Origin of the sequence: Asanoa hainanensis (assembly GCF_900188485.1) — a bacterium.
GTDB lineage: Bacteria > Actinomycetota > Actinomycetes > Mycobacteriales > Micromonosporaceae > Asanoa > Asanoa hainanensis.
In genome coordinates this window covers 91057-115046 of record NZ_FZPH01000004.1, presented here as the reverse complement: position 1 = coordinate 115046, position 23990 = coordinate 91057, and the positions used below count along the sequence as shown (strand labels likewise).

The following is a 23990-nucleotide window of genomic DNA, read 5'->3' as shown; positions in this document are numbered from 1 at the left end:
AAGGCTTTCCGGAACTTCCGTTATTGGACCCCGCCGGCCCAGGGGTGCTGGACCGGCGGGGTCGATGAGTTCGAGTCACGGGGTTCCGTTGACGCCGCACTTGATGATGGGCCGGATGCAGTCCCGTACCCGGCGCTCCATCTCCGCCACGGGCCAGGCGTTGAAGAAGTCGCCGTGCATCGTGAACCCGCGGCCGGACGCGAGCCGGATCCGGCTGGGGTCACCGTTGACCGGATACCTCAGCACCTGGCGCAGCTTCGGCACCGGCACCGGGTGGGTGCTGGGGCAGTCGTTGTTGACCGGGTACGCCATGTGGCTCTTGTGGTTCGGCGAGTCCAGGTCGACGCCGTTCCAGCACTGCGGGAAGTCCAGATAGGACTCCAGCATGCTGCCCGCCGGGCAGTTGATGAAGTCCTTCCCGGCCCCGGCCTCGTTGTGGTGCAGGCACGACCACCGCGAGATCGTGGTCGCGTCCGGCGCCGTCGCCTGTGCGTTGCCGGCGACGATCCGCAGGCCGAGCGGCAGCGGCTGGATCCGGGCGGTCACGTCGGCGCGCACGCCCTCACCGAGGTAGTAGAAGATCCCGGTGACCGGCTCGACCGGCTGGTTGTCGTAGTAGAGGGTGGGCACCCAGTACGACGACAGGTCGATGCTCGGGTTGCAGTTGCTGGTGCCCGACTGCAGCGAGGCGAGGTTGGTGTACGCGTTGACGTTGCGCGCCCCGAAGAAGCTGTGCATGTGCGAGGCGCCGGGCAGACCCGGGTAGATGATCGGGTCGTCGGGGAGCCGGTGTGAGAACGGGCAGTCCGCGAGGAACTCGGAGACCCGCACGATCGGCCCGGTGGGCGGCGGCGGCTGGGTGGACCCGCCGACGCCGTACACCTGGAACTCCCAGAGCGAGACGCCCCACTGGGTGGCCCGCCGGGTGGTGTTGACCCGCACGTAGCGGCCGCTGCCGGAGACGGTCAGGTCCTGGTTGCCGCCGGTCGCGGTGGTCGTGCTGTAGACGGTCGTCCACGAACTGCCGTTGGCGGACGTCTGGATGGTGTACGCCGTGGCGTAGGCGGCCTCCCACCGGAGCACCACCCGGCTGATGGTGGCGCTGGCGCCGAGGTCGACCTGCAGCCACTGCGGGTCGCTGAACGCGCTCGCCCACCGGGTGCCGTTGTTGCCGTCGACCGCGTTGCTGGCGGGGGTGCCACCGTTCTCGGTCGACGACGCGCTCGCCGCGCGCCCCTGTGAGATGAGCGGATCGGCCGCGACGGCGTCACCGGCCGCAGCCACCAGGTAGCCACCGAGCAGCAGAACCAGCACGGCGGCGAAGCTTCCTGTTCGTCGCATGAGGACTCCTAGGGACTAGTTCTGGTAGACCCGGACGTAGTCGACGAGCATCCGGGAGGGGAACGGGGTGGTGCCGTCCACCGGGCCGGGGAAGTCGCCGCCGACCGCGAGGTTGAGGATCACGTAGAACGGGTGGTCGTAGACCCAGGGACCGCGGGTCGCCTCGACGGTGGCCTTGCTGGCCACGAAGACCGTGGTGCCGTCGAGCTTGAAGGTCATGCCCTTGCTGTCCCACTCGACGGCCCAGACGTGGAAGTCGTTGGCCAGGTCGGCGCCGCCGGGGGCGGTGTACTTCAACCCGTAGCCGGCTCCGCCGTTGTAGGCCGGCGCGTGCAGGGTCGAGTAGCCCTCCAGCGTGTTGCGGCCGAGGACCTCCATGATGTCGATCTCGCCGTTGTAGGGCCACGGGCGGCCGGTCAGGAAGTCGGCGCCCATCATCCAGAACGCGGGCCACAGGCCGTTGCCCTTGGGCACCTTGACGCGCGCCTCGATCCGGCCGTACTGGACGTGGAACTTGTTGCCGGTGTTCATCCGGTGCGAGGTGTAGTCGCGACCGCCGGCGGTCTCCCGGCGGGCCTCGATGACCAGCGAGCCGGCGCCGTCCATGTTGGCGTTGTTGTTGTTCGTGTAGTACTGGATCTCGTTGTTCTGCCCGGTGCCCGGGTCGATCGTCCACTTGGCAGGGTCGGGCTTGGAGCCTGCGGCGCCGTTGAACTCGTCACTCCACACCAGACGGTTGGCGGGGAAGACCGGGTCCGCGGGCATCGCCGGCGGCGTGGTCGGGTTGCCGCCGGTGCCGTACACCTTGAACTCCCAGAGCGAGTAGCCGTAGGTGCTGGACCGGGCGGTGCCGTACATCCGGACGTAGCGGCCGGTCCCGGTGACGTTGAGCGTCTCCTTGAAGCCGGCGCCGGTGGTGGTGGAGTAGATGCTCGTCCAGGTGGTCGCGTTCGGCGACACCTGGATCTGGTACGCCCGCGCGAACGCCGGATCCCACTGCAGCACCACCTGCGTGATGCCGGCCGTGGCGCCGAGGTCGACGTAGATCCAACCGGGGTCGACCCAGCCGGTGTTCGCGGCGGTGGCCCAGCGGCTGGCCGGGTCGTTGTCGAACGCCCGCGCCGGCGTGCACTCCCAGCAGGCGCCGTCGTTCTGGCTGGTGCTGGCGACCGCGGGTTTGTTGTAGGACAGCAGCCGCACGTCGCCGCCCGGCGGGTTGGTGGGCGGATCGGTGGGCGGGTTGGTCGGGCCGCCGCTACCGGTACGGACCTGGAACTCCCAGAGCGAATAGCCGTACGCGGTGCCCCGCGCGGTGCCGTAGACCCGCACGTAGCGGCCCGTGCCGCTGACCGTGAGCAGCTGCGTGCCACCCGCGCCCGTGGTGGTCGAGTAGACCGACGTCCAGGTCGCGGCGTCAGTCGACACCTGCACCTGGAAGGAGCGCCCGAAGGCGGCCTCCCACTGCAGCGTCACGCCGCAGATCGACTGGGCCGAGCCGAGGTCGACCTGCAGCCACTGCGGGTCGGCGGCGGCGCTGGACCAGCGGGTGCCGGCGTTGCCGTCGACCGCGGAGCTCGCCGGGAACACCGTGCTCTGGACCGACGACGCGGTGGCGGGACGGCCCAACGCGGCGTTGGCGGTGCCACAGCTGCCGGTGCTGCCGTACACCTGGAACTCCCAGAGCGAGACGCCGTAGCCGGTCGCCTTGGCGGTGGCGTTGACCCGCACGTAGCGACCGCTGCCGCTGACCGTGAGGTCCTGCACGCCGCCCGTGCCGTTGGTGGTGGTGTGGACGGTGGTCCAGGTCGTGCCGCTGGCCGAGGTCTGGACCGTGAAGGCGGTCGCGTACGCGGCCTCCCAGGTGAGCACGACCCGGCTGATCGTGGCCGACTCGCCGAGGTCGACCTGCAGCCACTGCGGCACGCTGAACGTGCTCGACCAGCGGGTGCCGGCGTTGCCGTCGACGGCGGCGGAGGCCGGCGTGCCGGCGTTCTCGGTGGAGGACGCGGTCGCGGTGCGACCCTGTGAGATCAGCGGATCGGCGGCCGCGGCGGTCACCGTGGTGACCACCAGCAAGCCGGCGAGCAGGGCGATCACGGCGCCTACGACCGTGGCCAGGCGCCATCGTCGGCCGGGCAGAACCCGACTCATATGGATCTCCTTTACGTGGGACGGGACGTAAAGAGAGCGCTCTCTTCCGCGCCACTCTGACGGGTCACCCAATCCGTGTCAATGGCTGACGTGCGTCGATGTCTTGGGGCGCCAAACGCGGTGCTAAACAGGCTCGATTGGCGGATCTCTATCGCTTGACGCCGTGCCCGGCATGTTCCACCCTTGAGGAAGCGCTCTCCCAGCCCGCTCTCGCAGCATGTAACGAAACCGCAACAGCTCCTTGACATGGCGCTCACGGTCCTCGATGGTCGGGAACCAGGTGAGAGCGCTCTCTCTCATTCGGCGTCACGCACCCCCCCGCACCACACCACGTCCCAGACTCAGATCCGACAAAGTGACCGCCGATCGTCGCACCTGCCGTGGAGAGCGCTCTCCAAACCCTGCCCATTCAACCGATCGCCTGGAGGAGTCCATGCGCAGGTTCACCGCGGTCGTCCCGATCGCCATCGCGGCAATGCTCGCGACGGCGGCATGTGGGAGCGACGACGGCGACAACCAAGCTGCCGACGACGGTCCGGTATCCCTTACGGTCGCGACGTTCGGCGAGTTCGGATACAAGGAGCTGTACGAGGAGTACATGAAGCTCCACCCCAACGTGAAGATCACCGAGCGGATCACCAAGACCGAGGACCACCACAAGAACCTCGCCGCGCACCTCGCGACCAACACCGGTGCCGCCGACATCGAGGCGCTCGAAGAGGGCTGGATCGGCCAGTTCACCGCGCAGCCGTCGAAGTTCGTCGACCTCACCGAGTACGGCGCCAACGACATCAAGGCGCAGTGGCCCGAGTGGAAGTGGAACGTCGGGTCCTCGAAGGACGGCAAGGTGATCGGCCTCGGCACCGACGCCGGCGGCATGGCCATGTGCTACCGGACGGACCTGTTCCAGAAGGCCGGCCTGCCGACCGACCGCGCCGAGGTCTCGAAGCTCTGGCCGACGTGGGAGCAGTACATCGAGACCGGCAAGAAGTTCGAGGCGGCCAAGGTGCCCGGCGCCCACTTCTTCGACGGCCCGACCGTCATGTACCGGTCGATCCTCGGCCAGGCCCCGGTCGGCCTCTACGACGGCGACAACGTCGTGGTCGACAGCAACCCGGACGTGAAGAAGGCGTTCGACCTCTCCGCGCAGGCCGTGACCTCGGGTCTGTCGGCGCGCGCCGAGGCGTGGACGCCGGCCTGGAACGCCGGTTTCGCGAAGGGCACGTTCGCCACGCTGGCCTGCCCGTCGTGGATGATGGCCTACATCCAGACCCAGGCCAAGGACGCCTCGGGCAAGTGGGACATCGCCGACGTGCCCGGTGGCGGCGGCAACTGGGGCGGCTCCTGGCTGACGGTTCCGAAGCAGGGCAAGCACACCAAGGCGGCGTACGAGCTCGCCAAGTGGCTGACCGCTCCGGAGCAGGAGGTCAAGGTCTTCCAGAAGTACGGCAACTTCCCGTCGACCGTCACCCTCTACGACGACCCGGCGATCAAGGACTTCGTGAACCCGTACTTCAACAACGCACCGGTTGGCCAGATCTTCTCCAAGTCGGTGACGACGATGAAGCCGCAGTACCTGGGCCCGAAGGCCGGTGACATCAACACCCAGATCATCAACGGCCTCACCCGGATCGAGCAGGGCAAGCAGACGCCCGACCAGTCCTGGGCGCAGGTCCTGACCGACGTCAAGGCGCTGCTCTAGCAGATCCCCGCTCGCCTGGTCCCGGTGCGCTCCTCGCGCCCGGGACCACGGCGCGCACCGACAACCGGAGGTGACGGGGATGACCCAGTTGGCGACGGAGGAGCGGGTGGGGCCGCGCCGCGGCCTGCTGCACCGCCTCGACGTCAAGGGCTCGCCCTACCTGTACATCGCGCCGTTCTTCATCCTGTTCCTGGGGTTCGGCGTCTTTCCGCTGATCTTCACGGCCTGGGTCTCGCTCCACGAGTGGAGCCTGCTGTCCGAGGAACACACCTGGATCGGCTTTGGCAACTACACGAAGCTCTTCGACGACCCGGCGTTCTGGAACGCGCTCTGGAACACGGTGTCGATCTGGGTGATATCAACCGTGCCACAGCTTCTGCTGGCGCTGGTCCTGGCGCACATCCTCAACCAGCGGCTGCGGGGGCAGACGTTCTGGCGGATGAGCGCGCTGATTCCCAACATTACGAGCGTCGCCGCCGTGGCGATCATCTTCAGCCAGCTCTTCGGCCGTGACTACGGGCTCTTCAACTGGGTGCTCGGCCTCTTCGGTGTCGACAAGATTGACTGGACCGCGAACACGTGGAGCTCGCACGTCGCGGTGTCCACGATGATCATTTGGCGGTGGACCGGCTACAACGCGCTGATCTACCTCGCCGCGATGCAGGCGGTGCCGAAGGAGTTGTACGACTCGGCCTCGTTGGACGGCGCGAGCAGCTTCCAGCAGCTCCGGAAGATCACCGTGCCGGCCATCCGGCCGACCATCATCTTCACCGTCATCATCTCCACGATCGGCGGTATGCAGGTGCTCGCCGAGCCGTTGTTGTTCGGCGGCAACGGCCTGACCGGTGGTTCGGACCGGCAGTTCCAGACCCTGGCGCTGTACCTCTACGAGGTCGCGTTCGGCCGCTTCGACTTCGGCTACGCGTCGGCGAGCTCGTGGGTGATGTTCTTGATCATCGTGGTCGTCGCCGCGATCAACTTCGGCATTACCAGCCGGCTTCGGAGGAGCTGATGGCCACTACCCTCGCCCCGCCGCCCCGGCATGTCAGCCCGCCGCAGACGGCCCGCCGCCGGATCCGCCGCCTGTCGCGCCGCCGGCCGGGCAAGCTGACGTACCTGATGCTGACGGCGATCGCGTTCTTCTCGTTCTTCCCGCTCTACTGGTCGGTGGTCGTCGCGTCCCAGGACAACAGTGCCCTGGGCAAGATTCCGCCGCCGGTCCTGTTGGGCGGCAACCTCTGGTTCAACCTCAAGCGGGCGTTCACGATGGTCCCGTTCGAGAAGGCTCTGATCAACTCGTTCCTGGTGGCCGGTGCCATCACGCTCAGCGTGGTGCTCTTCTCCACGCTGGCCGGGTTCGCCTTCGCCAAGCTCCGGTTCCGCGGCCGCAACATCCTGCTGCTCAGCATCATCGGGACGATGATGGTGCCGACCACGCTCGGCATCATCCCGCTCTACATGCTGATGGCGAAGATCCAGTGGACCGGCACGATCTACGCGGTCATCGTCCCGGCCATGGTCAACGGGTTCGGCGTCTTCTTCATGACGCAATATCTCAGCGAGGCCGTGCCCACCGAGCTGCTGGAGGCCGGCCGGGTCGACGGCTGCTCGACCATCAGGCTGTTCTGGCACGTGGTGCTGCCCGCCGCGCGACCGGCGGCCGCGGTGCTCGGCATGCTGACCTTCCTGACGGCGTGGAACGACTTCTTCTGGCCGTTGGTCGTGCTGACACCGGAGGACCCGACCGTCCAGGTCGTGCTCTCGACGCTGTCGGCCGGCCGGATCACCGACTACTCGTTGGCGCTGACCGGCGCGCTCATCGCGATCCTGCCGCTGCTCGTCGTCTTCGTGGTGCTCGGCAAACAGATCATCGGAGGAATCATGCAAGGAGCCGTCAAGGGATGACCATCGTCGAGGAAGCCACCGACGCCCGTCCGCTGCGGTTCCCGGAGGGGTTCCGGTGGGGGGCGGCCACCGCGTCGTACCAGATCGAGGGCGCCGCGCAGGCCGACGGCCGGTCACCGTCCATCTGGGACACGTTCGCGCGTACGCCCGGCAAGGTCGACGGCGGACACACGGGCGACGTGGCCTGCGACCACTACCACCGGTTCGCGCAGGACGTCGCGCTGATGGCCGACCTGGGCCTGGGCACGTACCGGTTCTCCGTCGCCTGGCCGCGGATCAAGCCGGACGGCAGCGGCCCGGTCAACCCCAGTGGCCTGGACTTCTACGACCGGCTGGTGGACGCGCTGCTGGCCGCCGGCATCGAGCCGATGGCCACGCTCTACCACTGGGACCTGCCGCAGGCGCTGGAGGACCGGGGCGGCTGGACCAACCGGGAGACCGCGTACGCGTTCGCCGACCTGGCCGCCGCCACGGTGGCCCGGCTCGGCGACCGGGTGCCGACCTGGACCACGCTGAACGAGCCGTGGTGCTCGGCCTTCCTGGGGTACGCCAGCGGGGCGCACGCACCCGGCCGGCGGGACCCGCGGGCGGCCTTCGAGGCGGCACACCACCTGCTGCTGGCGCACGGGCTGGGTGTGTCCGCGCTGCGGGCGGGGGGAGCGCGGGAGGTGTCGCTCACGCTCAACCTGACGCGGGTGACGCCGCACGACCCTGCCGACGCGCACGACCGGGCGGCCGCGACGCTGGTCGACGGCCTGCAGAACCGGATCTTCCTGGATCCGGTGCTCAAGGGCGGCTATCCGCAGGACATGCGGGACCTGTTCGACCGGTTCGGCGCCGACGGCGTCATCCACGACGGCGACCTGGCCACCATCGCGGCGCCGATCGACCTGCTGGGCGTCAACTACTACCAGCCGTCACTGGTGGCCGCCCAGGTCGGCGCCCCGCCCAACCCGTGCTACCCGGGCAGCGAGGGCATCGGCTACCCCCCACAAGCGCTACCGGTGACGGCGATGGACTGGCCGGTCGACCCGACCGGGTTGGGTGACCTGCTGGTCCGGCTCTCGGTCGACTACCCGGGCACGCCGCTGATCGTCACCGAGAACGGCGCGTCGTACGTCGACACGCTGGTCGACGGGCGGGTCGCCGACGTGGCCCGGATCGAGTACCTGGACGGCCACGTGCGCGCGGTGCACGACGCGATCCGGCGGGGTGCCGACATGCGCGGCTACTTCGCCTGGTCGCTGCTCGACAACTTCGAGTGGGCGTACGGGTACGACAAGCGGTTCGGCCTGGTCTACGTCGACTACGCCACGCAGCACCGCGTGCCGAAGGACAGCGCGCTCTGGTTCCGCGACGTGATCCGCCGCAACGCGGTGTAACGGGCTACGGGACGGTCCGGTCGATCGCGGCCGGGCCGTCCTTGTCGAGCTCTTCCTTGGCCCGCGCGACGTTCTCCGGCGTCGGATCCTTGCCCTCCGCCTCGGCCAGGTCCTCCGGGTCCCATGGCTGGTCGGAGCCGGTGCGCGGCAGCCAGCCCGGTTCGCGGAACACCGGGGTGTCGGGGTCGTGCTGTTCATCGGTCATGGGCGCCCACATACCCGGCTGCCGCCCCGGTATGCCCGGCGGCCCCGGCGTTGTAGGGTCGTGCCTCGTTCCGACAACACTGGGGCAGGAGTGAAACGAGGGAAGCCTGCGGCGCGCCTCCTCGCGGCGTGTCTGCTGCTCACGCTGGGCGGGTGCGCCACGACGCGGGCCGAGGTCGTGTCGCGGTCCCCGGTGTGGCTGTCCGCCGACGCCATCTACTTCCTGCGGGCCGCCGGGCCGGCGCCGGCCGAGCTGTGGACGCGCGACCCGGAGTCCGGCGAGCAGCGGGCGGTGGGTGCCGCCGTGCCGGACCCGTGCGGCCCGCTGGACTACCTGTTCCGGGTGCCGGACGGGCGGCTCGGTCTCGCGCTGCGCTGCGGGCAGACCGGGCGGCTGGTGGCCTTCGACCCCGCGTCCGCCTCGTTCGAGCGGCTGGCCGACCTGGCGTCCTGGGCGCCCCAGGTGACGCTGTCGACCGATCTGCGCGGTGGCTACGGCGCCGGCGTGAACGACGGGTGCTGGTCGCTGTCCACCATCGCGCTCCCGCGCGGCGACCTCAGCCCGACCCTTCCCGAGCTCACCTGCGCGGCCGGCGCGTCCGCCCGTTCGCCGGCCCTGACCCGCTGGGGCGGCCTGGTGTTCGCGGCCACCCGGGACGCCCCGCCGGCCGGCGACAAGCGCCGCTGGTCGGTGCACCTGGCCGGGTTCCAGGGCGTCCCGTACAAGGGGATCGGTCCGACGTTCGAAGGGCTCCCGGATGTCGACCTGTCGCCGGACGAGTCCACCGCCGCCGTGACGGCCACGAAGTTCGGGCGCTCGCGGCTGATCCTGGTCAGCCTGAAGAACGGCGAGAGCCACGAGCTGCTGTCGTCGACCGCGAGCTTCTCGGATCCGAGCTTCGCGCCCGACGGCACGCGGGTCGCCTACAGCGACCTGCGCGCCATCAGGGTCGTCTCTCTTCCCGGACCTAGCCGCGGGTGATGCGGACGTCGTCCACCCCGGCCTCGACCAGGCTGGCCGTGCTGGCGTCGACCGCGCGGAACAGGATTCGGACCGACTGACCGGCGTACGCGGTCAGGCTCGCCGTGCGGGTGGCCCAGGCGCCGTTGCGGTTGCTGGCCGCGCCGGCCTGGGTGAACAGCGTGGTCGTGCCGCCGCTGTGCACGACGGCCGCCGAGAACGAGTCGGCGCTGCTGGAGTTGCTGCCGTGGGCGAGATACCACGAGAACGACAGGTTCAGCGGGCCGGTGGCCGGCAGCGTGATCGCGGGGGACTGGATCGTCGTGGTGCCGCCGTCGACGTCGAAGTCGCCCGCCGAGGTGCCGGCCGCCGCGCCGGTGACCAGGTCGTTGGTGCCGCTCACGGTGGTGCCCAGCTGCTTGGCGCCGCTCGACGTGGTGGCCGCCGGGTCGCCGCGCACCCACTGGCCCAGGGTCGCGGTGTCGGTGCCGGCCGGGTTGGCGGTCCAGCCGGTCGCCGTCTCGAACGTGTCGCTGTAGACGGTGGCCGGCGGTGCGGGCGGGCTGACCGCGACGTTCCAGACCGCGTACGCGATCGCGTCGGCGTTGCGGTCCAGGGCGGTGTCGTTGATGTTGGTGGTGGTGTCGCAGGACCGGTGGTAGCAGACGTCGTACGCGACGCCGGACGAGCCGCCCCACTTCGTCGCCTGTGCCGCCGTCTTGCGGCCCTCGGCGCCGGTGAACGTGCCGCCGGCCGGGATGCCCGCCGCGATGAACGGGCCGTAGTCGCTACGGCCGTCGAAGTCGGTGCCCTCCGTCGGCACGCCGATGCTGGTGAAGTACTCGGCGAGGACCGCTTCGAGCAGGGCGGAGCCGGCCGGGCCGGGACCGGCGCCGGTGCCGTCGGAGTTGTCGCCGTCGTAGAGGAAGTAGCCGGGGTTCGGCGAGCCGACCATGTCGAAGTTGTAGTAGGCCTCGATGTTGGCCCGCGCCGCCGCGCTCAGGCTGTCGACGTAGAAGTCCGAGCCGATCAGCCCGCGCTCCTCGGCGCCCCACCAGGCGAACCGCAGGTGCCGGGTCGGCGTGATGCCCTGCCGGGCCACCTCGAGCGCGACCTCGAGGATCGCCGCCGAGCCGGAGCCGTTGTCGTTGATGCCGGGCCCGGCGGCCACGCTGTCGAGGTGCGCACCGACGATCACGGTGTTGGTGGTGTCGCCGCCCGGCCAGTCGGCGATCAGGTTGTAGCCGGTCGCGCCGCCGTAGCTGAACGACTGGACGGCGGTCGTGTAGCCGGCGGCGTCGAGCCGGCCGCGCACGTAGTTGACCGAGGCCAGGTAGCCCGGCTGGCCGTGTGCCCGGTTGCCGCCGTTGGCGGTCGCGATGCTCTGCAGCTGGGTCAGGTGGGCCTTGACGTTGGCCAGCGGGATGTTGGGCCCCGGCACGGCGGCCACGGCCGGACCCGCGCCGGTGGTCGCGGTCAGCGCGGCCGTGACCACGGCGGTCAGCAGAATGGGGATGATTCGGGGAATCCGCATGTCGCTCCCTTGTGGGTGAACGGGCATGTGCCGGCCGTATGGTCGCGACGCGTGCGGTCACGGACAAGACATCGAAGGGTTTCTTTCCCGGGTGCGCTGAAAGGGACCTGTGAGCTGAAACACCATCCTTGCCGGGAATGGGCCGCCGCCCGGCGGATTTGCAGGCAGTGTGATCGACCCGCCTGTGCTCCCCGGTGAGCTGATGAGCCTCCGGCAACGTGTCCGTCTCGTCGTCGTGCTCGGCTCCCTGATCGCGATCGGTCCACTGACGATCGACATGTACCTGCCGGCCCTGCCGTCGATCACCGACGATCTGGGCACCACCTCGACCGCCGTCCAGCTCACGCTGACCGGCACGCTGGCCGGGCTGGCGCTCGGCCAGTTGGTGATCGGCCCGCTCGCCGACGCCCTCGGGCGCCGCCGGCCGCTGCTGGCCGGTCTCGCGCTGCACGTGGTGGCCTCGGTGCTGTGCGTCGTCGCGCCCTCGATCGCCGTGCTCGGCACCCTGCGGGTGGTGCAGGGGCTCGGCGTCGCGGCCACCTCCGTCGTCGCGATGGCCGTGGTCCGCGACCTGTTCAGCGGCAGCGCCTTCGCCCGGCTGTTCTCGCGGCTGATGCTGGTCATGGGGCTCGCGCCGATCCTGGCGCCGACCCTGGGCAGCGCGGTGCTGGAGGCGACCAACTGGCGCGGTGTCTTCGTCGTGCTCGCCGGCTTCGGCGTGCTGCTCACGCTGACGGCGCTGCTCGCGCTGCGCGAGACGCTGCCGCCGGAGCGCCGCCGCCGGGGCGGGATGGCCGACACCGTGCGCACCTACGGCGAGCTGGCGCGCGACCGGGTGTTCGTCGGTATGGTGCTGGTCGCCGGGTTCGCGATGGCGGCCTTGTTCGCCTACGTGGCGGGTTCGAGCTTCGTCTTCCAGGACCAGTACGGCCTGGACGAGCGGCAGTTCGGCATCGCGTTCGGCGCCGGCGCGGTCGGCCTGATCACGGCCACCCAGCTCAACGTCCGCCTGCTGCGCCGCTGGACCCCGCAGCGCGTGCTGGTCGGCGCGCTGACCTTGGGCACCGCAGCTGGCGCCCTGCTGATCGTCTTCGCCGCGACCGGCTTCGGCGGCCTGGCCACGCTGCTCGCGGCGCTCTGGCTGGTGCTGTTCTCGGGCGGCCTGGCCATGCCGAACTCGGCGGCGGTCGCGATGACCCGGCACGGCGAGGCCGCCGGCACCGCGGCCGCGCTGCTGGGAGCGGTTCAGTTCGGCACGGGTGCGGTCGCCGCGCCGCTGGTCGGCGTGCTCGGCAACGACGGCCTCGCGATGGCCACCGTGGTGGCGGGCGGCATGGTCGCCTCGACGCTCGCCCTGGTCCTGGTCGCCCGCCCGCACCGGATGACCGACCCGGAGCTCACCCCCGCCGCGATCCCCGAGCCGGCGGTCGCCTGAGTTCTGCCATTACCGGCCAGTAGCCCACCGCGAGCGTGTTTGGCTGGGTGGATGGCCGGATCCGTCAATCCCGCCCGTTCGGAATGGGACGTCATCGTCGTCGGCGGTGCGCCGCCCGGCGAGACGATCTCGCTCTACAGCAGCCAGGCCGGGCTCTCGGTCGCGCTGGTCGAGCAGGACAAGGTGGGCGGCGAGTGCCTGTACTGGGCGTGCATGCCGAGCAAGGCGATGCTGCTGCCGGTGCAGCTGCGCAACCTCGCGATCGACACCCCGGGCGTGCGGCAGCTCGTCAACGGTCGCCGGGTCGACGCCGCGGCCGTCCTGGCGCGCCGCGACGAGATCACCTACCACCATGACGACACCTCCTCCGTCGACCTCATGCTGCGCAACGACGTCGACGTGATCAGGGGCCGCGGGCGGCTCGCCGGCCCCCGCACGGTCGAGGTCAGCGACGACGGGCGGACCCGGGAGATCACCGCGCGCCGGGCGGTCGTGCTGTCACCCGGCACGGACGCGGCGGTGCCGCCGATCCCCGGGCTGGCCGACGCCAGGCCGTGGCGGTCCCGGGACGTGACCAACATGCACGAGGTGCCCCGCCGGGTCGTCGTGATCGGCGGCGGCGTGGTGGCCTGCGAGGCGGCGACCTGGCTGCGCGGGCTCGGCGTCGAGGAGCTGACGCTGGTCTTCCCCGGCGAGCGGCTGCTGGGCATGAAGGAGCCGTTCGTCGGCGAGCTCGTGCTGGCCGCCTTCGAGGCCGACGGCATCTCGGTCCGGACCGGAACCCCGGTCCGGGAAGTCAGCCGCGAGCGGGTGGACGACCGGGGCATCGGGCGCCGGCACGGTGGCGAGGTCACCGTGACCGTCGGCGACGGCGAGCGGATCGTCGCGGACGAGGTGCTGGTCGCGACCGGCCGCGTGCCGAACAGCCGGGACATCGGGCTGGAGACGGTCGGCGTCGAGACCACGGACCGCGGCTTCGTCGAGGTGGACGACCATCTGACGGTGCCGGGCACCGACTGGCTCTACGTGCTCGGCGACCTGACCGGCCGGGCGCTGCTGACGCACATGGGCAAGTACCACGCGCGGGTCGCCGGAGAGGTGATCGCCGCGCGGGCCGCCGGGCGACCGCTGGACGAGCGGCCGTACAACCCGTACACGGACCTGGCCGACCGGGACGGCGCGCCGCAGGTCGTCTTCTGCGATCCCGAGGTCGCCTCCGTGGGTCTGACCGAGGCCGAGGCGCTGGACCGGGAGATCCCGGTCGAGGTGGTCGAGCGCGACTTCGCCGGCATCGACGGCGCCCGGTTGGCCCGCGAGCACTACGTCGGCCGGGCGAAGCTGGTCGTCGACAACGCCCGCGACACGCTCGTCGGTGCCACCTTCGTCGGGCCAGGGGTCAGCGAGCTGCTGCACGCGGCGACCGTCGCGGTGACCGGCAAGGTGCCGGTGCCCGCGCTGCGGCACGCGGTGGCCAGCTTCCCGACGATCAGCGAGATCTGGCTCTACCTGCTGGAACAGCTCCGGGCTCAGCGCGCGGCGGCGTAGCGCAGCCGGATGCCGCTGAAGCCCAGCGTGCTGCCGACGACCTCGTCCCAGAACGGCCACAGGTTGGGCAGCACGCGCAGCTGGATGCCGGCGGCCTCGTGCAGCGCGAACAGGTCGCCGACCGGCTCCGGCGGCCCCAGCGGCTCGACGGGCTCGGTCGCCACCAGCGCGTGCCCGTCCGCGCTGATCGGGTGGAACGGCGCGGCCGGCAGGCGGTAGCCGTAGAGCGTCACGGCGCGCATCTGCTCCAGGGCGCGGTATTCGACGGCGTGTACCCGGTCGCCGGAGCCCGCGCCGATGATCCGGTCGCGGTCCTCCGGCGTGGTGTCCGGCCACACCCAGGCCATCGCCCGGGGTGTGTCGCGCGGGAACCAGTAGTCGGGCGCGCGGTCGTGGCCGACCGCCCAGACGTACGCCTCGGTCTCCGCGGCCGTCGCAGCCACGTGCGGCACGAACAGGGTGATCGCGGGGTCTTCGGAGAAGTGCAGGACCTCGTCGTCGGCCGGGCGCATCCGGCCAGTCTCTCAACCGGTGCGCAGTTCCTCCACCGCCGTGCTGCTGCGCAGGAACAGCAGCCCGATGCCGACCGTCACCACCACCGCGCCGACCGCCAGGAGGCCGTAGGCGGCGAGGGTGTCGTAGGCGTGGACGAACGGCGCGGAGCCACCGTAGTTGCTCACCTCGGAGCCCGTCACCGGAGCGATCAACGACGTGCCGACGACGAGCGCGAGCAGGACCGACGGGACGATCGGGACCAGCGAGTGCCAGAGGATCGAGCGCGCGAGCACCGACCGCGGCACACCGGAGGCGACCACCGCGGCGTACGCCTGCCGGCGCGCGACGATCCCTTCGCCGACCGCTACGACCAGCCCGGCCGCGGCGATCACCACGGCGACCACGATCGCGAGGTCGACCAGGTTCATGGTGTCGAGATAGAACCCGTCGCCCGGACCCACGCCGTAGTTGCCGTCCCGCGCCGAGGCGAGCTCGAGGCCGCGCATGATCCGGAAGTAGCTCCGCATCTCGGCCGCGCCAGCACCCACGAAGACGCAGGCGAGCAGGGCGGCGAACGTGCGTGCGCCGTGCCACGGGTCGCTGGTCAGGCGGCGCGCGGCGAGCAGGGCCGAGGGCCACCGCGCGAACCGGTGCAGGAGGCGGCCGGCGGCGTACGAGATCCAGCCGGTGCCCAGGATGACGCCGAGCGTCGCGGCGAGGGTCCCACCGGCGCCCAGCGTGGTGATCAGCCAGTTCGGCGCGGACCGCCCGCGTTCGAAGAACCACTCCAGCACCGGGGCGATGCTGCCGAAGCTGACCAGGCCGAGCACGATCAGCACGCCCGGCCAGGGGAGTGGGGCCCGCTGGCGCCGGACCCGGCGCACCACGCCGAGCGGGCCGATCACGACCCGGCGCAGCAGCAGGGCGGCGGCGAGCGCGGCGACCAGCGGGAGTGCCACGGCGGTGACCGCGATCTGCCACGGCTCGGGCAGCACGTCCGTCGGCAGGGCGCGCAGGCCGTCGGGACCCGGCCGGTCGAGCAGCGGGCGGGCCGCGAAGAAGACGCCCAGCCCGGCGGCGACGCCGAGCACCGCGGCCACGCCGGTCTCGGCCACCGCCACCAGTGTCGCCTGGCCGGGCGTGGCGCCCGCGAGGCGTAGCGCGGCCAGCCGGCGGTCGCGGGCCGGTGCGCCGAGGCGTGCGCACTGCCCGGCCAGCGCGAGGATCGGGACGGTCAACAGCAGCAGCGTGAAGACGGTGCCGGCGCGCAGGCCGGGCTCGTCCAGCAGGGCGTTGCGGTAGCGCTGGTTGTGCTCGTACGCGCCCAGCTCGGGAATCGCGATGACCGTGAGGGCCGACAGGATGGCCAGGGTGGCCAGCAGCGCGCTGAACCCGGTGAGCGCCACCCGCACGCCGTCGGTGCGGCTGCCGGCCAGGGCGAGCCGCAGCAGGGTCCCCGGCTTCATCGCCCGTGCCTGCCCTGCGCCGCTGTCAGGCCGAGCCCGCTCGCGTCGACGACACCGTCGCGCAGCGAAACCTCGCGGTCCGCGTACGCGGCGACCTGCACGTCGTGCGTCACGAGCAGCACGGTCGTGCGTTGCTCCCGGGCCAGCCGGACGAGCTCGCCGAGCAGCGCCTCGCTGGTGCGCGAGTCGAGCGCGCCGGTGGGCTCGTCGGCGAACAGCACCCGCGGCTCGGTGACCAGCGCCCGGGCGACCGCGCAGCGCTGCTGCTGGCCGCCGGACATCTCGCCCGGCCGGGCGTCGGCGACGTCGGCGACGCCCAGCCGGTCGAGCCACCCCTCCGCGGCGGTCCGCGCCTCTCGCCGCCCCGTGCCGGCGAGCAGCAGCGGCAGTGCCACGTTCTCCGCCGCGGTCAGCTCGGCCACCAACTGGCCGAACTGGAACAGGACGCCGAACTCGGTGCGGCGCAGGCGCGACCGCATCCGCTCCGACCAGGTGTCGAGCCGGTGCCCGCCGTAGGTCACCTCGCCGGCGTCCGGCCGCAGGATGCCGGCCAGGCAGTGCAGCAGCGTCGACTTGCCGCAGCCGCTAGGCCCGGTGACGGCGAGGATCTCGCCCTCGGCGACGTCGATGGTGACGCCGCGCAGGGCCGCCGTCCGCCCGTAGGACTTCACCACGCCCCGGGCACGCAGGATCGTCATGGGTGCACCTCCCGATGCAGGTCGGCGACGCGCTCGAGGGTGTTGGAGACCCAGCGCAGGTCGGCGTCGAGGTGGAGAATCGCGTAGTCGGCGGCGACCACTTCGCCGAGCGAGCTGGCCGGGTCGGTCTTGACCGCGGTGAGCGCCCGCAGCCGCTCCATGTGCGCCGCCCGCTGCGCCACCAGGTAGTCGCGGGCCCGGTCGGCGCCGCTGACCAGCACGGCGACGGCGACCTTGGCGAACAGCGTGCTGGTGACATAGGGCGCCGGTGGCTCGGTCTCGCCCAGCCAGTCGTCGAGCCGCTTGCGTCCGGCTTCGGTGATCTCGAAGCTGGTGCGCTCGGGTCCGCCCTCCTGGTCGTGCCCGGCAGTGGTCACCAGGCCGTCGCGTTGCAGGCGACCGATCGTGGCGTAGACCTGGCCGAAAGCCACCGGCTTGGCCTGCGGCAGGCGCTGGTCGTGCGACCGCTTGAGCTCGTAGCCGTGCATGGGACCGCCGGCCAGCAGCCCCAGCAGCACATGCGCGGTCGACATGACGCCCACTATTCATCGAGCGAATAGTGGGCGTCAAGCCAATGCCCGGTTAGAGCATCTTGTCCAAAGTGATCGGAAGGTCACGGATGCGCCGACCGGTGGCATGGTGCACCGCGTTGGCGATCGCCGGCGCGATGCTGACGATGCCGATCTCGCCGAGGCCCTTGCCGCCGGTCGGGTTGAACGTGTCCGGCTCGCCGACGAACGTGATGTCCAGGTCGGGCACGTCCAGGTTGACCGGCACCAGGTAGTCGCCGAACGTGCCGTTGGCGACCCGGCCGGAGTTCGGGTCGTAGGCGAGCTCCTCCAGCAGGGCCATGCCGATGCCCATCACAGCACCGCCGATCGCCTGGCTGCGGGCGGTCTTGGCGTTGAACACCCGGCCGCCGTCGATCACGGAGACCAGCCGGCGGACCCGGACGACCCCGAGCTCCTCGTCGACACCCACCTCGGCGTACGCGGCCGCGAACGCGCCAGCCGGAGCCACGTCGCTGTGCGTGGCCGCGCCGGCCAGGTCGGAGTAGCCGGTCACCGCGAGCTCGTCGAGGCCGTGCCGGTCGAGCAGCGAGGCGAACGACTCGCCCGGGCGGCCGTCCAACCTGGCCAGTTGCTCGGCCAGCTCACCCGCGGCGTTCTGGATCGCCGCGGCCAGCGCGCCGGCCAGACCGGAGCCGCCCGACTGGGGCGCCGGCGGCTGGTCGGTGTCGCCGATCACCACGCGGACGTTCTCGACGTCGATACCGAGCAGCTCGGCGGTGATCTGGGCGGTGATCGTGTAGGTCCCGGTGCCGATGTCCGTGCCGGCGGTGCGCACGGTCGCGTTGCCGCGGCGGTCGACGGCGAGCCGGACCGTGCAGGGCAGCGCGTAGAACTCGAAGCTCGCCCCGGCCATCCCCTGGCCGACGAGTTGGTCGCCGTCGTGCGTCGAGCGCGGCGCCGGGTCGCGGCCGGCCCAGCCGAACCGCTGGGCGCCGACCTCCAGGCACTCGCGAAGGGCCTTGCTGGACCAGGGCTTGCCCGACTCCGGGTGCACCTCGGCGTAGTTGCGCAGCCGCAGCTCGACCGGGTCGACACCCGTCTGGTCGGCCAGCTCGTCGAGCGCCGACTCGATCGCGAAGTGTGCCTCGACCGCGCCGGGTGCCCGCATGAACCCCGTGTACGGGATGTTCAGGTGCGCCCGCCGCTCGTGCGTGGCGACGTTGGCGCAGGCGTACGTGGCCGGTGTGACGGCCACGATCGGCGAGGGCAGGTTGTCGCCCATGCCGTTCGCGGCGATCGCGTCGTGGTCGAGCGCGGTCAGCCGGCCGTCGCGGTCCGCGCCGAGCTGGACGCGTTGGCGGCTGGCGGCCCGGTGACCGACCGAGTGGAACATCTGCGGCCGGCTCAGCACGAGCTTGACCGGGCGGTCCAGCACCCGGGCGGCCAGCGTGGTCAGCACCGTGTGGCTCCACAGCCGCAGGCCGGCGCCGAACCCACCGCCGAGGAACGGGATCAGCACCCGGACGTTCTCCTCCGGCACCTCGAACATCACCGACAGCGCGATGCGCAGGAATGACGGCGCCTGGGTGGTGTCGTGCACCACCAGCCGGCCGCCCTGCCAACTGGCGACGGTGGTGAACAGGCCCATCGGGCTGTTGGCCTCGGCACCGATCGTGTACGTCCCGTCCACCGTGACGTCGGCGGCGGCGAGCGCGGCCGGCACGTCGCCGCGGCTGCTCGCCATGCCGAACGGGTTGTCCTCGACGGCGGCCCGCGGGTCGTCCAGGTCGAGCACCGGGTCCTCCTCGGCGTACTCGATCTCGACCAGCTTCGCCGCGGCGAGTGCCTCCGCGCGGGTGTTGGCCACGACGATGCCGATGTGCTGCCCGTAGTGCAGGATCCGGTCGTCGCGCAGCGGCCGCCGCATGGTCGAGCCCAGCGCGTTCTGCGGCGGGTCGACCAGCGCCGGCGCGTTGTCGTGGGTGAGCACCGTCAGCACGCCCGGCGCCGCCTCGGCCCGGCTGCGGTCGATCCGGGTGATCCGTCCCGCCGCGACCGTCGACGAGATCAGGGCGGCGTGGACCTGGCCGGGCAGGTCGAAGTCGGACGGGTACGGCGCCGCGCCGGCCACCTTGCGCCGCCCGTCGATCCGGTCGATCGGCCGGCCGATCACGTTCTCCTTGGCCAGGGTCGCGGTCATGAGGTCACCGTCCGCAGGATTCGTACGATCGTGCGCTTGGCCAGCTCGACCTTGAAGGCGGTGCCCGGCACGGTGAACGGGTCGCGAATGGCCGCCTCGGCCGCGGCGCGGAACGTGCGCTCGTTGGCGGGTGCGCCGACCAGCACCGACTCGGCCTCCCAGGCCCGCCACGGCACGGTGCCGACCCCGCCCAGCCCGAGCCTGGCCCAGGTGATCGTGCCGTCCTCGACCGTGATCGCGGCGCCGGCCGAGGTGGTGGCGAACTCGTACGACGTGCGGTCGCGCACCTTGAGGTAGCCGGAGCGGGCACCGGCGGGCAGCAGCGGCACCTGGACGTGGGTGACCAACTCACCGTGCCGCAGGACGTTCTCGACGTCGGGCCGGTCGCCCGGGGTCCGGTAGAACTGGGTCAACGGGACCGTCCGGGTGCCGTCGGCGTCGAGGAGCTCGACCTCCGCGTCCATCGCCACCAGTGGCACGCACAGGTCCGAGGCGTGCAGCGCGATGCAGGTAGGCCCGGCACCGAGGATCGCGTGCATCCGGGCGACGCCCTTGATCGCGGCGCAGCCCGACCCGGGCTCGCGTTTGTTGCAGGCGCCCACCTCGGGGTCCCGGAAGTAGCGGCACCTGGTGCGTTGCAACAGGTTGCCGCCGATGGTGGCCATGTTGCGCAGCTGGGTGGAGGCGCCGAGCAGCAGGGCCTCGCGGACGAAGGGCAGGCGGTCCCGCACGGTCGGGTCGGCGGCCAGCTCCTCCATCGTCGTCAGGGCGGCGACCCGCAGCCGGTCGCCGTCGCGGGTGACGCCGCGCAACGGCAGCCGTCCGATGTCGACGAACCGGCTCGGGTGCACGACCTGGTCCTTGAGCGCCAGGTCCAGCTCCGTGGTGCCACCGGCGAGGAAGACGGCGTCGGGGTCCTCGGCCACCAGCGCCAGCGCGCTGCCCTGGTCGGCCGCGCGCACGTACCCGATGTCGCTCATGACTCCGCCACCTCGCGGATCGCGGCGACGATGTTGGGGTAGGCCGCGCAGCGGCACAGGTTGCCGCTCATGAACTCGCGGATCTCGTCGTCACTGCCGGCCCGGCCCTCGCGGAGCAGCGCGACCGCCGACATCACCTGGCCGGTCGTGCAGTAGCCGCACTGGAGCGCGTCGTGCCGGACGAACGCTTCCTGCAGTGGGTGCGGGTGACCGTCCTCGGAGATGCCCTCGATGGTGGTGATCTCGCTGCCGTCGCACTGGGCGGCGAGCGTCAGGCACGAGACGATCCGCTTGCCGTCGCGCAACACGGTGCACGCGCCGCAGGCACCCTGATCGCAGCCCTTCTTGGTGCCCGTCAGGTGCAGGTCGTCGCGCAGGGCGTCGAGCAGGGTGGTGGTGCTGTCCAGACGGACGGGATACGTGCGTCCGTTGACCCGCAGTTCGACGGTGACCTGCGTCGAGCGGGCGGTGGTTGCCGAAGACATGAAGGCTCCTCGTGGCCGGCGGCCGCTTTCGGGCGACGTTACCGGCGCGCCCGAGCGCGGGTGGCGCTTCGAGAAGCTTTGCCGGATGGGCAACCACGAGGGCCGGGGCTGGAGCGGCACGCGGTTCTAGAGCAGGCCGGCCTCACGCATGAGGCGGGAGAGGCCCGCGCCGTCCGGTGCCCAGAGCCAGCGCTGGGCGCCGGTGCCGCGGGAGCGAGGGCTGTTGTCGTGGATTGGCAGGGCACCGGCCAGCACCGCCTGGGTCGGTGACAGCCGGCGGATGGCGACCGCGGCGACGTTGTCCGGGTGCTCGCGGACGAACTCCGCGTAGATCTCCGGGTCGTGTTGGCCGTCGTCGCCGATCAGCAGCCACTTGACGGTCGGGAACTCGGCCGCCAGCCGGCGCAGGCTGGCCCGCTTGTGCTCCTGGCCGCTGCGGAACCAGCGGTCCGTCTGCGGACCCCAGTCGGTGAGCAGCAGCGGGCCGGCCGGGTAGAGGTGCCGCGACAGGAACCGGGTCAGGGTCGGTGCGACGTTCCAGGCGCCGGTCGACAGGTAGAGCACCGGTGCGCCCGGGTGGGCGGTGACCAGCCGTTCGTAGAGGACCGCCATGCCGGGCACCGCGGCCCGGGCGTGCTCGTCGAGCACGAAGGTGTTCCACGCGGCGAGCAGGGGGCGGGGCAGCGCCGTGACCATCACGGTGTCGTCGATGTCGGAGACGATTCCGAAGGTCACCGCCGGGTCGACGATCCGCACCGGCACCTGGACCGGCTTGGCGCCCGCGGTGCTGATCAGCACGGTCTGCCAGCCGGGCGGGAGGTCGACCTCGACCCGCGCGTCGATGAAGCCACCCCGGTCGGTGCGCAGCACCCGGCGCTGGTCACCGGCCTCGATCTCCACCTCGGCGGCGTTGACGGCCACGGTGGCGAAGCTGCGCCAGCCCCGCACGATCTTGGCTTTCTTGCCGTTCGCCGCGGCCGTCGGCTCCGGACCGGGTGGCGGTGTGTCGCCCGGCCCGGGGCGGCTGAGCAGCACCCGGCCCATCACCCGCACCCAGCCGGGCGCGCCGTAGCCGGTGTACGGCACGATCGTCGCCCGCCACCCCCGACGGCGCATGCGACGTTCGAGCATGCCGCGAACGGCGTCTTCGGCGCGGGCGGCCCGGTGCAGGACCGGGGCGGCGGGCGGCAGCGACACGCGCCCAGCCTGCCACAACCGCCTGAACGCGGCGCGACGGCGGTGGATCTTGAACGGCTCATGACCGGAATTCCGGACAGGGGCCCCGGGACACATCAGAGGCAAAGGTTTCCGCAGAATGCAGTGATCAAGAACATACGCGAGGGATAGTTGATATATGGCGGGCACGGCGCCACCGTGGCCCGACGGCAAAGGTTGCCGCCGGCAAGTCTCCGCGCGCCCGTCAGAGGTGCGAGCGGCCCTCTTCGAAGAACGCCACGATCGCGTCGGCGTTCGGCAGTTCCTCGATCGACCGGGCCGCACCGAACGGCGCGTTCCAGAACTCGCCCGTTCGCGCCGTCCACGGCCCGACATAGGCATACGGCTCGTTGTGCCAGTTGTCGCCGGGGGAGACCCCGTAGTTGACCTCGTTCTCGGTGACCGAGACGTCGAAGTGCTCCGGCCACAGCACCGGCATCTGGCTCGGCACCGCCCGGCGCAGCGCCTGCTCGCCCTCGTTGAACCACGCACCCAGATACGCCGCGATCGCCACGTCGACGACCAGCGCCTCGTCCTCCCGTACGCCCGAATGGTCGTCGTAGATGTCGGGCACCCCGGCCTCGATGTCGGCCGCGGCCGCGAGCCCCGCGGGCGTGTTGCCCGGCAGGGCCAGCCGTTGGTCGCCCACGACGAGGTCGGCACCGTCGACCCGCAGCGACGGTGTCTTGGTGGTCGCGAAGCCGCCAGGCACCACGCGCAGCCGGATGGTGCCGCTGTGGCGATACTGCGGCCCCGCCAGCAACAGCTCGGCCACGCCGTGCCAGGCACGGCGGGTCTCAGCGAGACGGCGTCCGGTCACCTCGCCAAGGCTACCGGCGACACCCAGTCGTCCGGCCCGCAACGCACCACAACCCGCCGCAGTGAACCCCGGAGGTGCTAATGCAAGTCCCTGCTCCGTTCACCTATGAACGGGCGACGAGTGTCGAGCACGCGATCGCGTTGCTCGGCGAACTGGGCCCCGAGGCCCGGGTCGTCGCCGGTGGTCACAGCCTTATCCCCATGATGAAGCTCCGGCTCGCCCGGCCCGACGCGTTGGTCGACATCAACGGTCTGGGCGCCGAGCTGGCGCAGATCCGGGTCGACGGTGACGACCTGGTCATCGGCTCCCTGGCCCGGCACGCCGACCTGCTCGGCTCGGCCGTCGCCGGTGAGCATTTCCCGATCTTCCACGACGCCGAGAAGGTGATCGCCGACCCGGTGGTGCGCAACTTCGGCACCGTCGGCGGCTCGCTGTGCCAGGCCGACCCGGCGGAGGACCTCGCCGCCGTGTTCGCCGCGCTCGACGGCGTCGCCACCCTGCGCGGCCCGGCCGGTGTCCGCCAGGTGCGGGTCCGCGAGCTGCACGTCGGTCCCTACGAGACGGTCCTCGCCCCCGACGAGCTGATGCTCGAGCTGCGGGTGGCGATCCGGCCCGGCGGCGGCAGCGCCTACGAGAAGGTCGAGCGCCGGGTCGGCGACTACCCGGTGGCCGCGGCCGGCGCGGCCGTGTGGCTCGACGGCGACACCGTGCGCGACGTCGGCATCGGGCTCACCGCGGTCGGCGCCGAGCACTTCGCGGCGCCCGAGGCCGAGGCGGCGCTGCGCGGGCAACCGGCCACGGAGGAGTCCTTCCGGGCGGCCGGCCAGCTCGCCGCCGAGCACTGCAACCCCAGCGCCGACCAGCGCGGTCCCGTCGACTACAAGCGGCACCTCGCCGCCGAGCTCACCACCCGGGCGCTGCTCCGGGCGGCGGCCCGCGCCCGAGGCCAGGAGGCATAA

The 23990-nt window shown here is 71.6% G+C and carries 21 protein-coding genes; 8 read left to right on the top strand and 13 right to left on the bottom strand.

Going from position 1 to position 23990, the window contains the following annotated elements; translation table 11 throughout:
* Positions 1–75: 75 nt before the first annotated feature.
* Both CHC05_RS43265 and CHC05_RS11570 read right to left on the bottom strand, forming a co-directional pair.
* The gene (locus tag CHC05_RS43265; RefSeq protein ID WP_089247775.1) at positions 76–1341 is read right to left on the bottom strand and encodes a DUF1996 domain-containing protein; all 1266 of its coding nucleotides are present in this window, start codon (positions 1339–1341) and stop codon (positions 76–78) included.
* 15 nt (positions 1342–1356) lie between these two features.
* The gene (locus CHC05_RS11570; RefSeq protein WP_179266138.1) at positions 1357–3492 is read right to left on the bottom strand and encodes a discoidin domain-containing protein; all 2136 of its coding nucleotides are present in this window, start codon (positions 3490–3492) and stop codon (positions 1357–1359) included.
* A gap of 433 nt (positions 3493–3925) precedes the next feature.
* On the opposite strand from CHC05_RS11570, the gene CHC05_RS11565 reads away from it, so the two are divergent.
* The 4 genes from CHC05_RS11565 (at position 3926) to CHC05_RS11550 (ending at position 8481) form a co-directional block, all read left to right on the top strand.
* On the top strand, positions 3926–5194 hold the full coding sequence (locus tag CHC05_RS11565; RefSeq protein WP_089247771.1) for an ABC transporter substrate-binding protein: 1269 nt from the start codon (positions 3926–3928) through the stop codon (positions 5192–5194).
* A gap of 79 nt (positions 5195–5273) precedes the next feature.
* Positions 5274–6206 carry a carbohydrate ABC transporter permease gene (locus CHC05_RS11560; RefSeq protein ID WP_144022554.1) on the top strand — a complete coding sequence of 311 codons (933 nt, stop codon included), beginning with the start codon at positions 5274–5276 and terminating at the stop codon, positions 6204–6206.
* Positions 6207–6268: 62 nt separating this feature from the next.
* Positions 6269–7099, top strand: coding sequence for a carbohydrate ABC transporter permease (locus tag CHC05_RS11555; RefSeq protein WP_425426742.1), 831 nt, complete (start codon positions 6269–6271; stop codon positions 7097–7099).
* Positions 7096–8481, top strand: a complete 1386-nt coding sequence (locus CHC05_RS11550) for a GH1 family beta-glucosidase (protein WP_089247767.1) — start codon at positions 7096–7098, stop codon at positions 8479–8481. Before CHC05_RS11555 ends, CHC05_RS11550 begins: the two co-directional genes overlap by 4 nt.
* A gap of 4 nt (positions 8482–8485) precedes the next feature.
* Here the strand turns inward: CHC05_RS11550 and CHC05_RS11545 are convergent, their stop codons facing one another.
* Positions 8486–8686: a hypothetical protein gene (locus CHC05_RS11545; RefSeq protein WP_089247765.1), complete on the bottom strand. Its 201-nt coding sequence runs from the start codon at positions 8684–8686 to the stop codon at positions 8486–8488.
* A 90-nt stretch (positions 8687–8776) separates the two neighbouring features.
* Here CHC05_RS11545 and CHC05_RS11540 point away from each other — a divergent pair, with 90 nt between their 5' ends.
* The gene (locus CHC05_RS11540) at positions 8777–9667 is read left to right on the top strand and encodes a TolB-like translocation protein (protein ID WP_089247763.1); all 891 of its coding nucleotides are present in this window, start codon (positions 8777–8779) and stop codon (positions 9665–9667) included.
* Here the strand turns inward: CHC05_RS11540 and CHC05_RS11535 are convergent.
* Complete coding sequence (locus tag CHC05_RS11535) at positions 9654–11180, bottom strand: M20/M25/M40 family metallo-hydrolase (protein ID WP_089247761.1); 1527 nt, start codon at positions 11178–11180, stop codon at positions 9654–9656. The genes CHC05_RS11540 and CHC05_RS11535 overlap by 14 nt on opposite strands.
* Before the next feature lie 169 nt (positions 11181–11349).
* Between CHC05_RS11535 and CHC05_RS11530 the strand changes: the two genes are divergently transcribed.
* On the top strand, positions 11350–12615 hold the full coding sequence (locus tag CHC05_RS11530) for a multidrug effflux MFS transporter (RefSeq protein WP_483860510.1): 1266 nt from the start codon (positions 11350–11352) through the stop codon (positions 12613–12615).
* A gap of 51 nt (positions 12616–12666) precedes the next feature.
* Positions 12667–14160 (top strand): dihydrolipoyl dehydrogenase family protein, encoded by a 1494-nt coding sequence (locus tag CHC05_RS11525; protein WP_089247759.1) that lies wholly within the window; start codon positions 12667–12669, stop codon positions 14158–14160.
* Here the strand turns inward: CHC05_RS11525 and CHC05_RS11520 are convergent.
* From CHC05_RS11520 to CHC05_RS11480, 9 genes are all read right to left on the bottom strand, one after another.
* Positions 14142–14672 carry a DUF6886 family protein gene (locus tag CHC05_RS11520; RefSeq protein WP_089247757.1) on the bottom strand — a complete coding sequence of 177 codons (531 nt, stop codon included), beginning with the start codon at positions 14670–14672 and terminating at the stop codon, positions 14142–14144. The genes CHC05_RS11525 and CHC05_RS11520 overlap by 19 nt on opposite strands.
* Before the next feature lie 12 nt (positions 14673–14684).
* Positions 14685–16121, bottom strand: coding sequence for an FtsX-like permease family protein (locus tag CHC05_RS11515; RefSeq protein WP_089247755.1), 1437 nt, complete (start codon positions 16119–16121; stop codon positions 14685–14687).
* Complete coding sequence (locus tag CHC05_RS11510; RefSeq protein WP_089247753.1) at positions 16118–16819, bottom strand: ABC transporter ATP-binding protein; 702 nt, start codon at positions 16817–16819, stop codon at positions 16118–16120. The genes CHC05_RS11515 and CHC05_RS11510 overlap by 4 nt, the downstream gene beginning before the upstream one ends.
* Positions 16816–17352 (bottom strand): PadR family transcriptional regulator, encoded by a 537-nt coding sequence (locus CHC05_RS11505; RefSeq protein WP_089247751.1) that lies wholly within the window; start codon positions 17350–17352, stop codon positions 16816–16818. The genes CHC05_RS11510 and CHC05_RS11505 overlap by 4 nt, the downstream gene beginning before the upstream one ends.
* Positions 17353–17401: 49 nt before the next feature.
* Positions 17402–19531 (bottom strand): xanthine dehydrogenase family protein molybdopterin-binding subunit, encoded by a 2130-nt coding sequence (locus CHC05_RS11500; protein WP_089247749.1) that lies wholly within the window; start codon positions 19529–19531, stop codon positions 17402–17404.
* Positions 19528–20511, bottom strand: a complete 984-nt coding sequence (locus CHC05_RS11495) for an FAD binding domain-containing protein (RefSeq protein WP_089247747.1) — start codon at positions 20509–20511, stop codon at positions 19528–19530. The genes CHC05_RS11500 and CHC05_RS11495 overlap by 4 nt, the downstream gene beginning before the upstream one ends.
* Positions 20508–20996 carry a (2Fe-2S)-binding protein gene (locus CHC05_RS11490; protein ID WP_089247745.1) on the bottom strand — a complete coding sequence of 163 codons (489 nt, stop codon included), beginning with the start codon at positions 20994–20996 and terminating at the stop codon, positions 20508–20510. The genes CHC05_RS11495 and CHC05_RS11490 overlap by 4 nt, the downstream gene beginning before the upstream one ends.
* 126 nt (positions 20997–21122) lie before the next feature.
* Positions 21123–22289, bottom strand: coding sequence for an App1 family protein phosphatidate phosphatase (locus CHC05_RS11485; RefSeq protein ID WP_089247743.1), 1167 nt, complete (start codon positions 22287–22289; stop codon positions 21123–21125).
* Between the two features lie 127 nt (positions 22290–22416).
* Positions 22417–23031 (bottom strand): hypothetical protein, encoded by a 615-nt coding sequence (locus CHC05_RS11480; RefSeq protein ID WP_089247741.1) that lies wholly within the window; start codon positions 23029–23031, stop codon positions 22417–22419.
* A gap of 80 nt (positions 23032–23111) precedes the next feature.
* On the opposite strand from CHC05_RS11480, the gene CHC05_RS11475 reads away from it, so the two are divergent.
* Entirely contained in the window at positions 23112–23990 is an 879-nt protein-coding gene (locus CHC05_RS11475; RefSeq protein WP_089247739.1) for an FAD binding domain-containing protein, read from the top strand.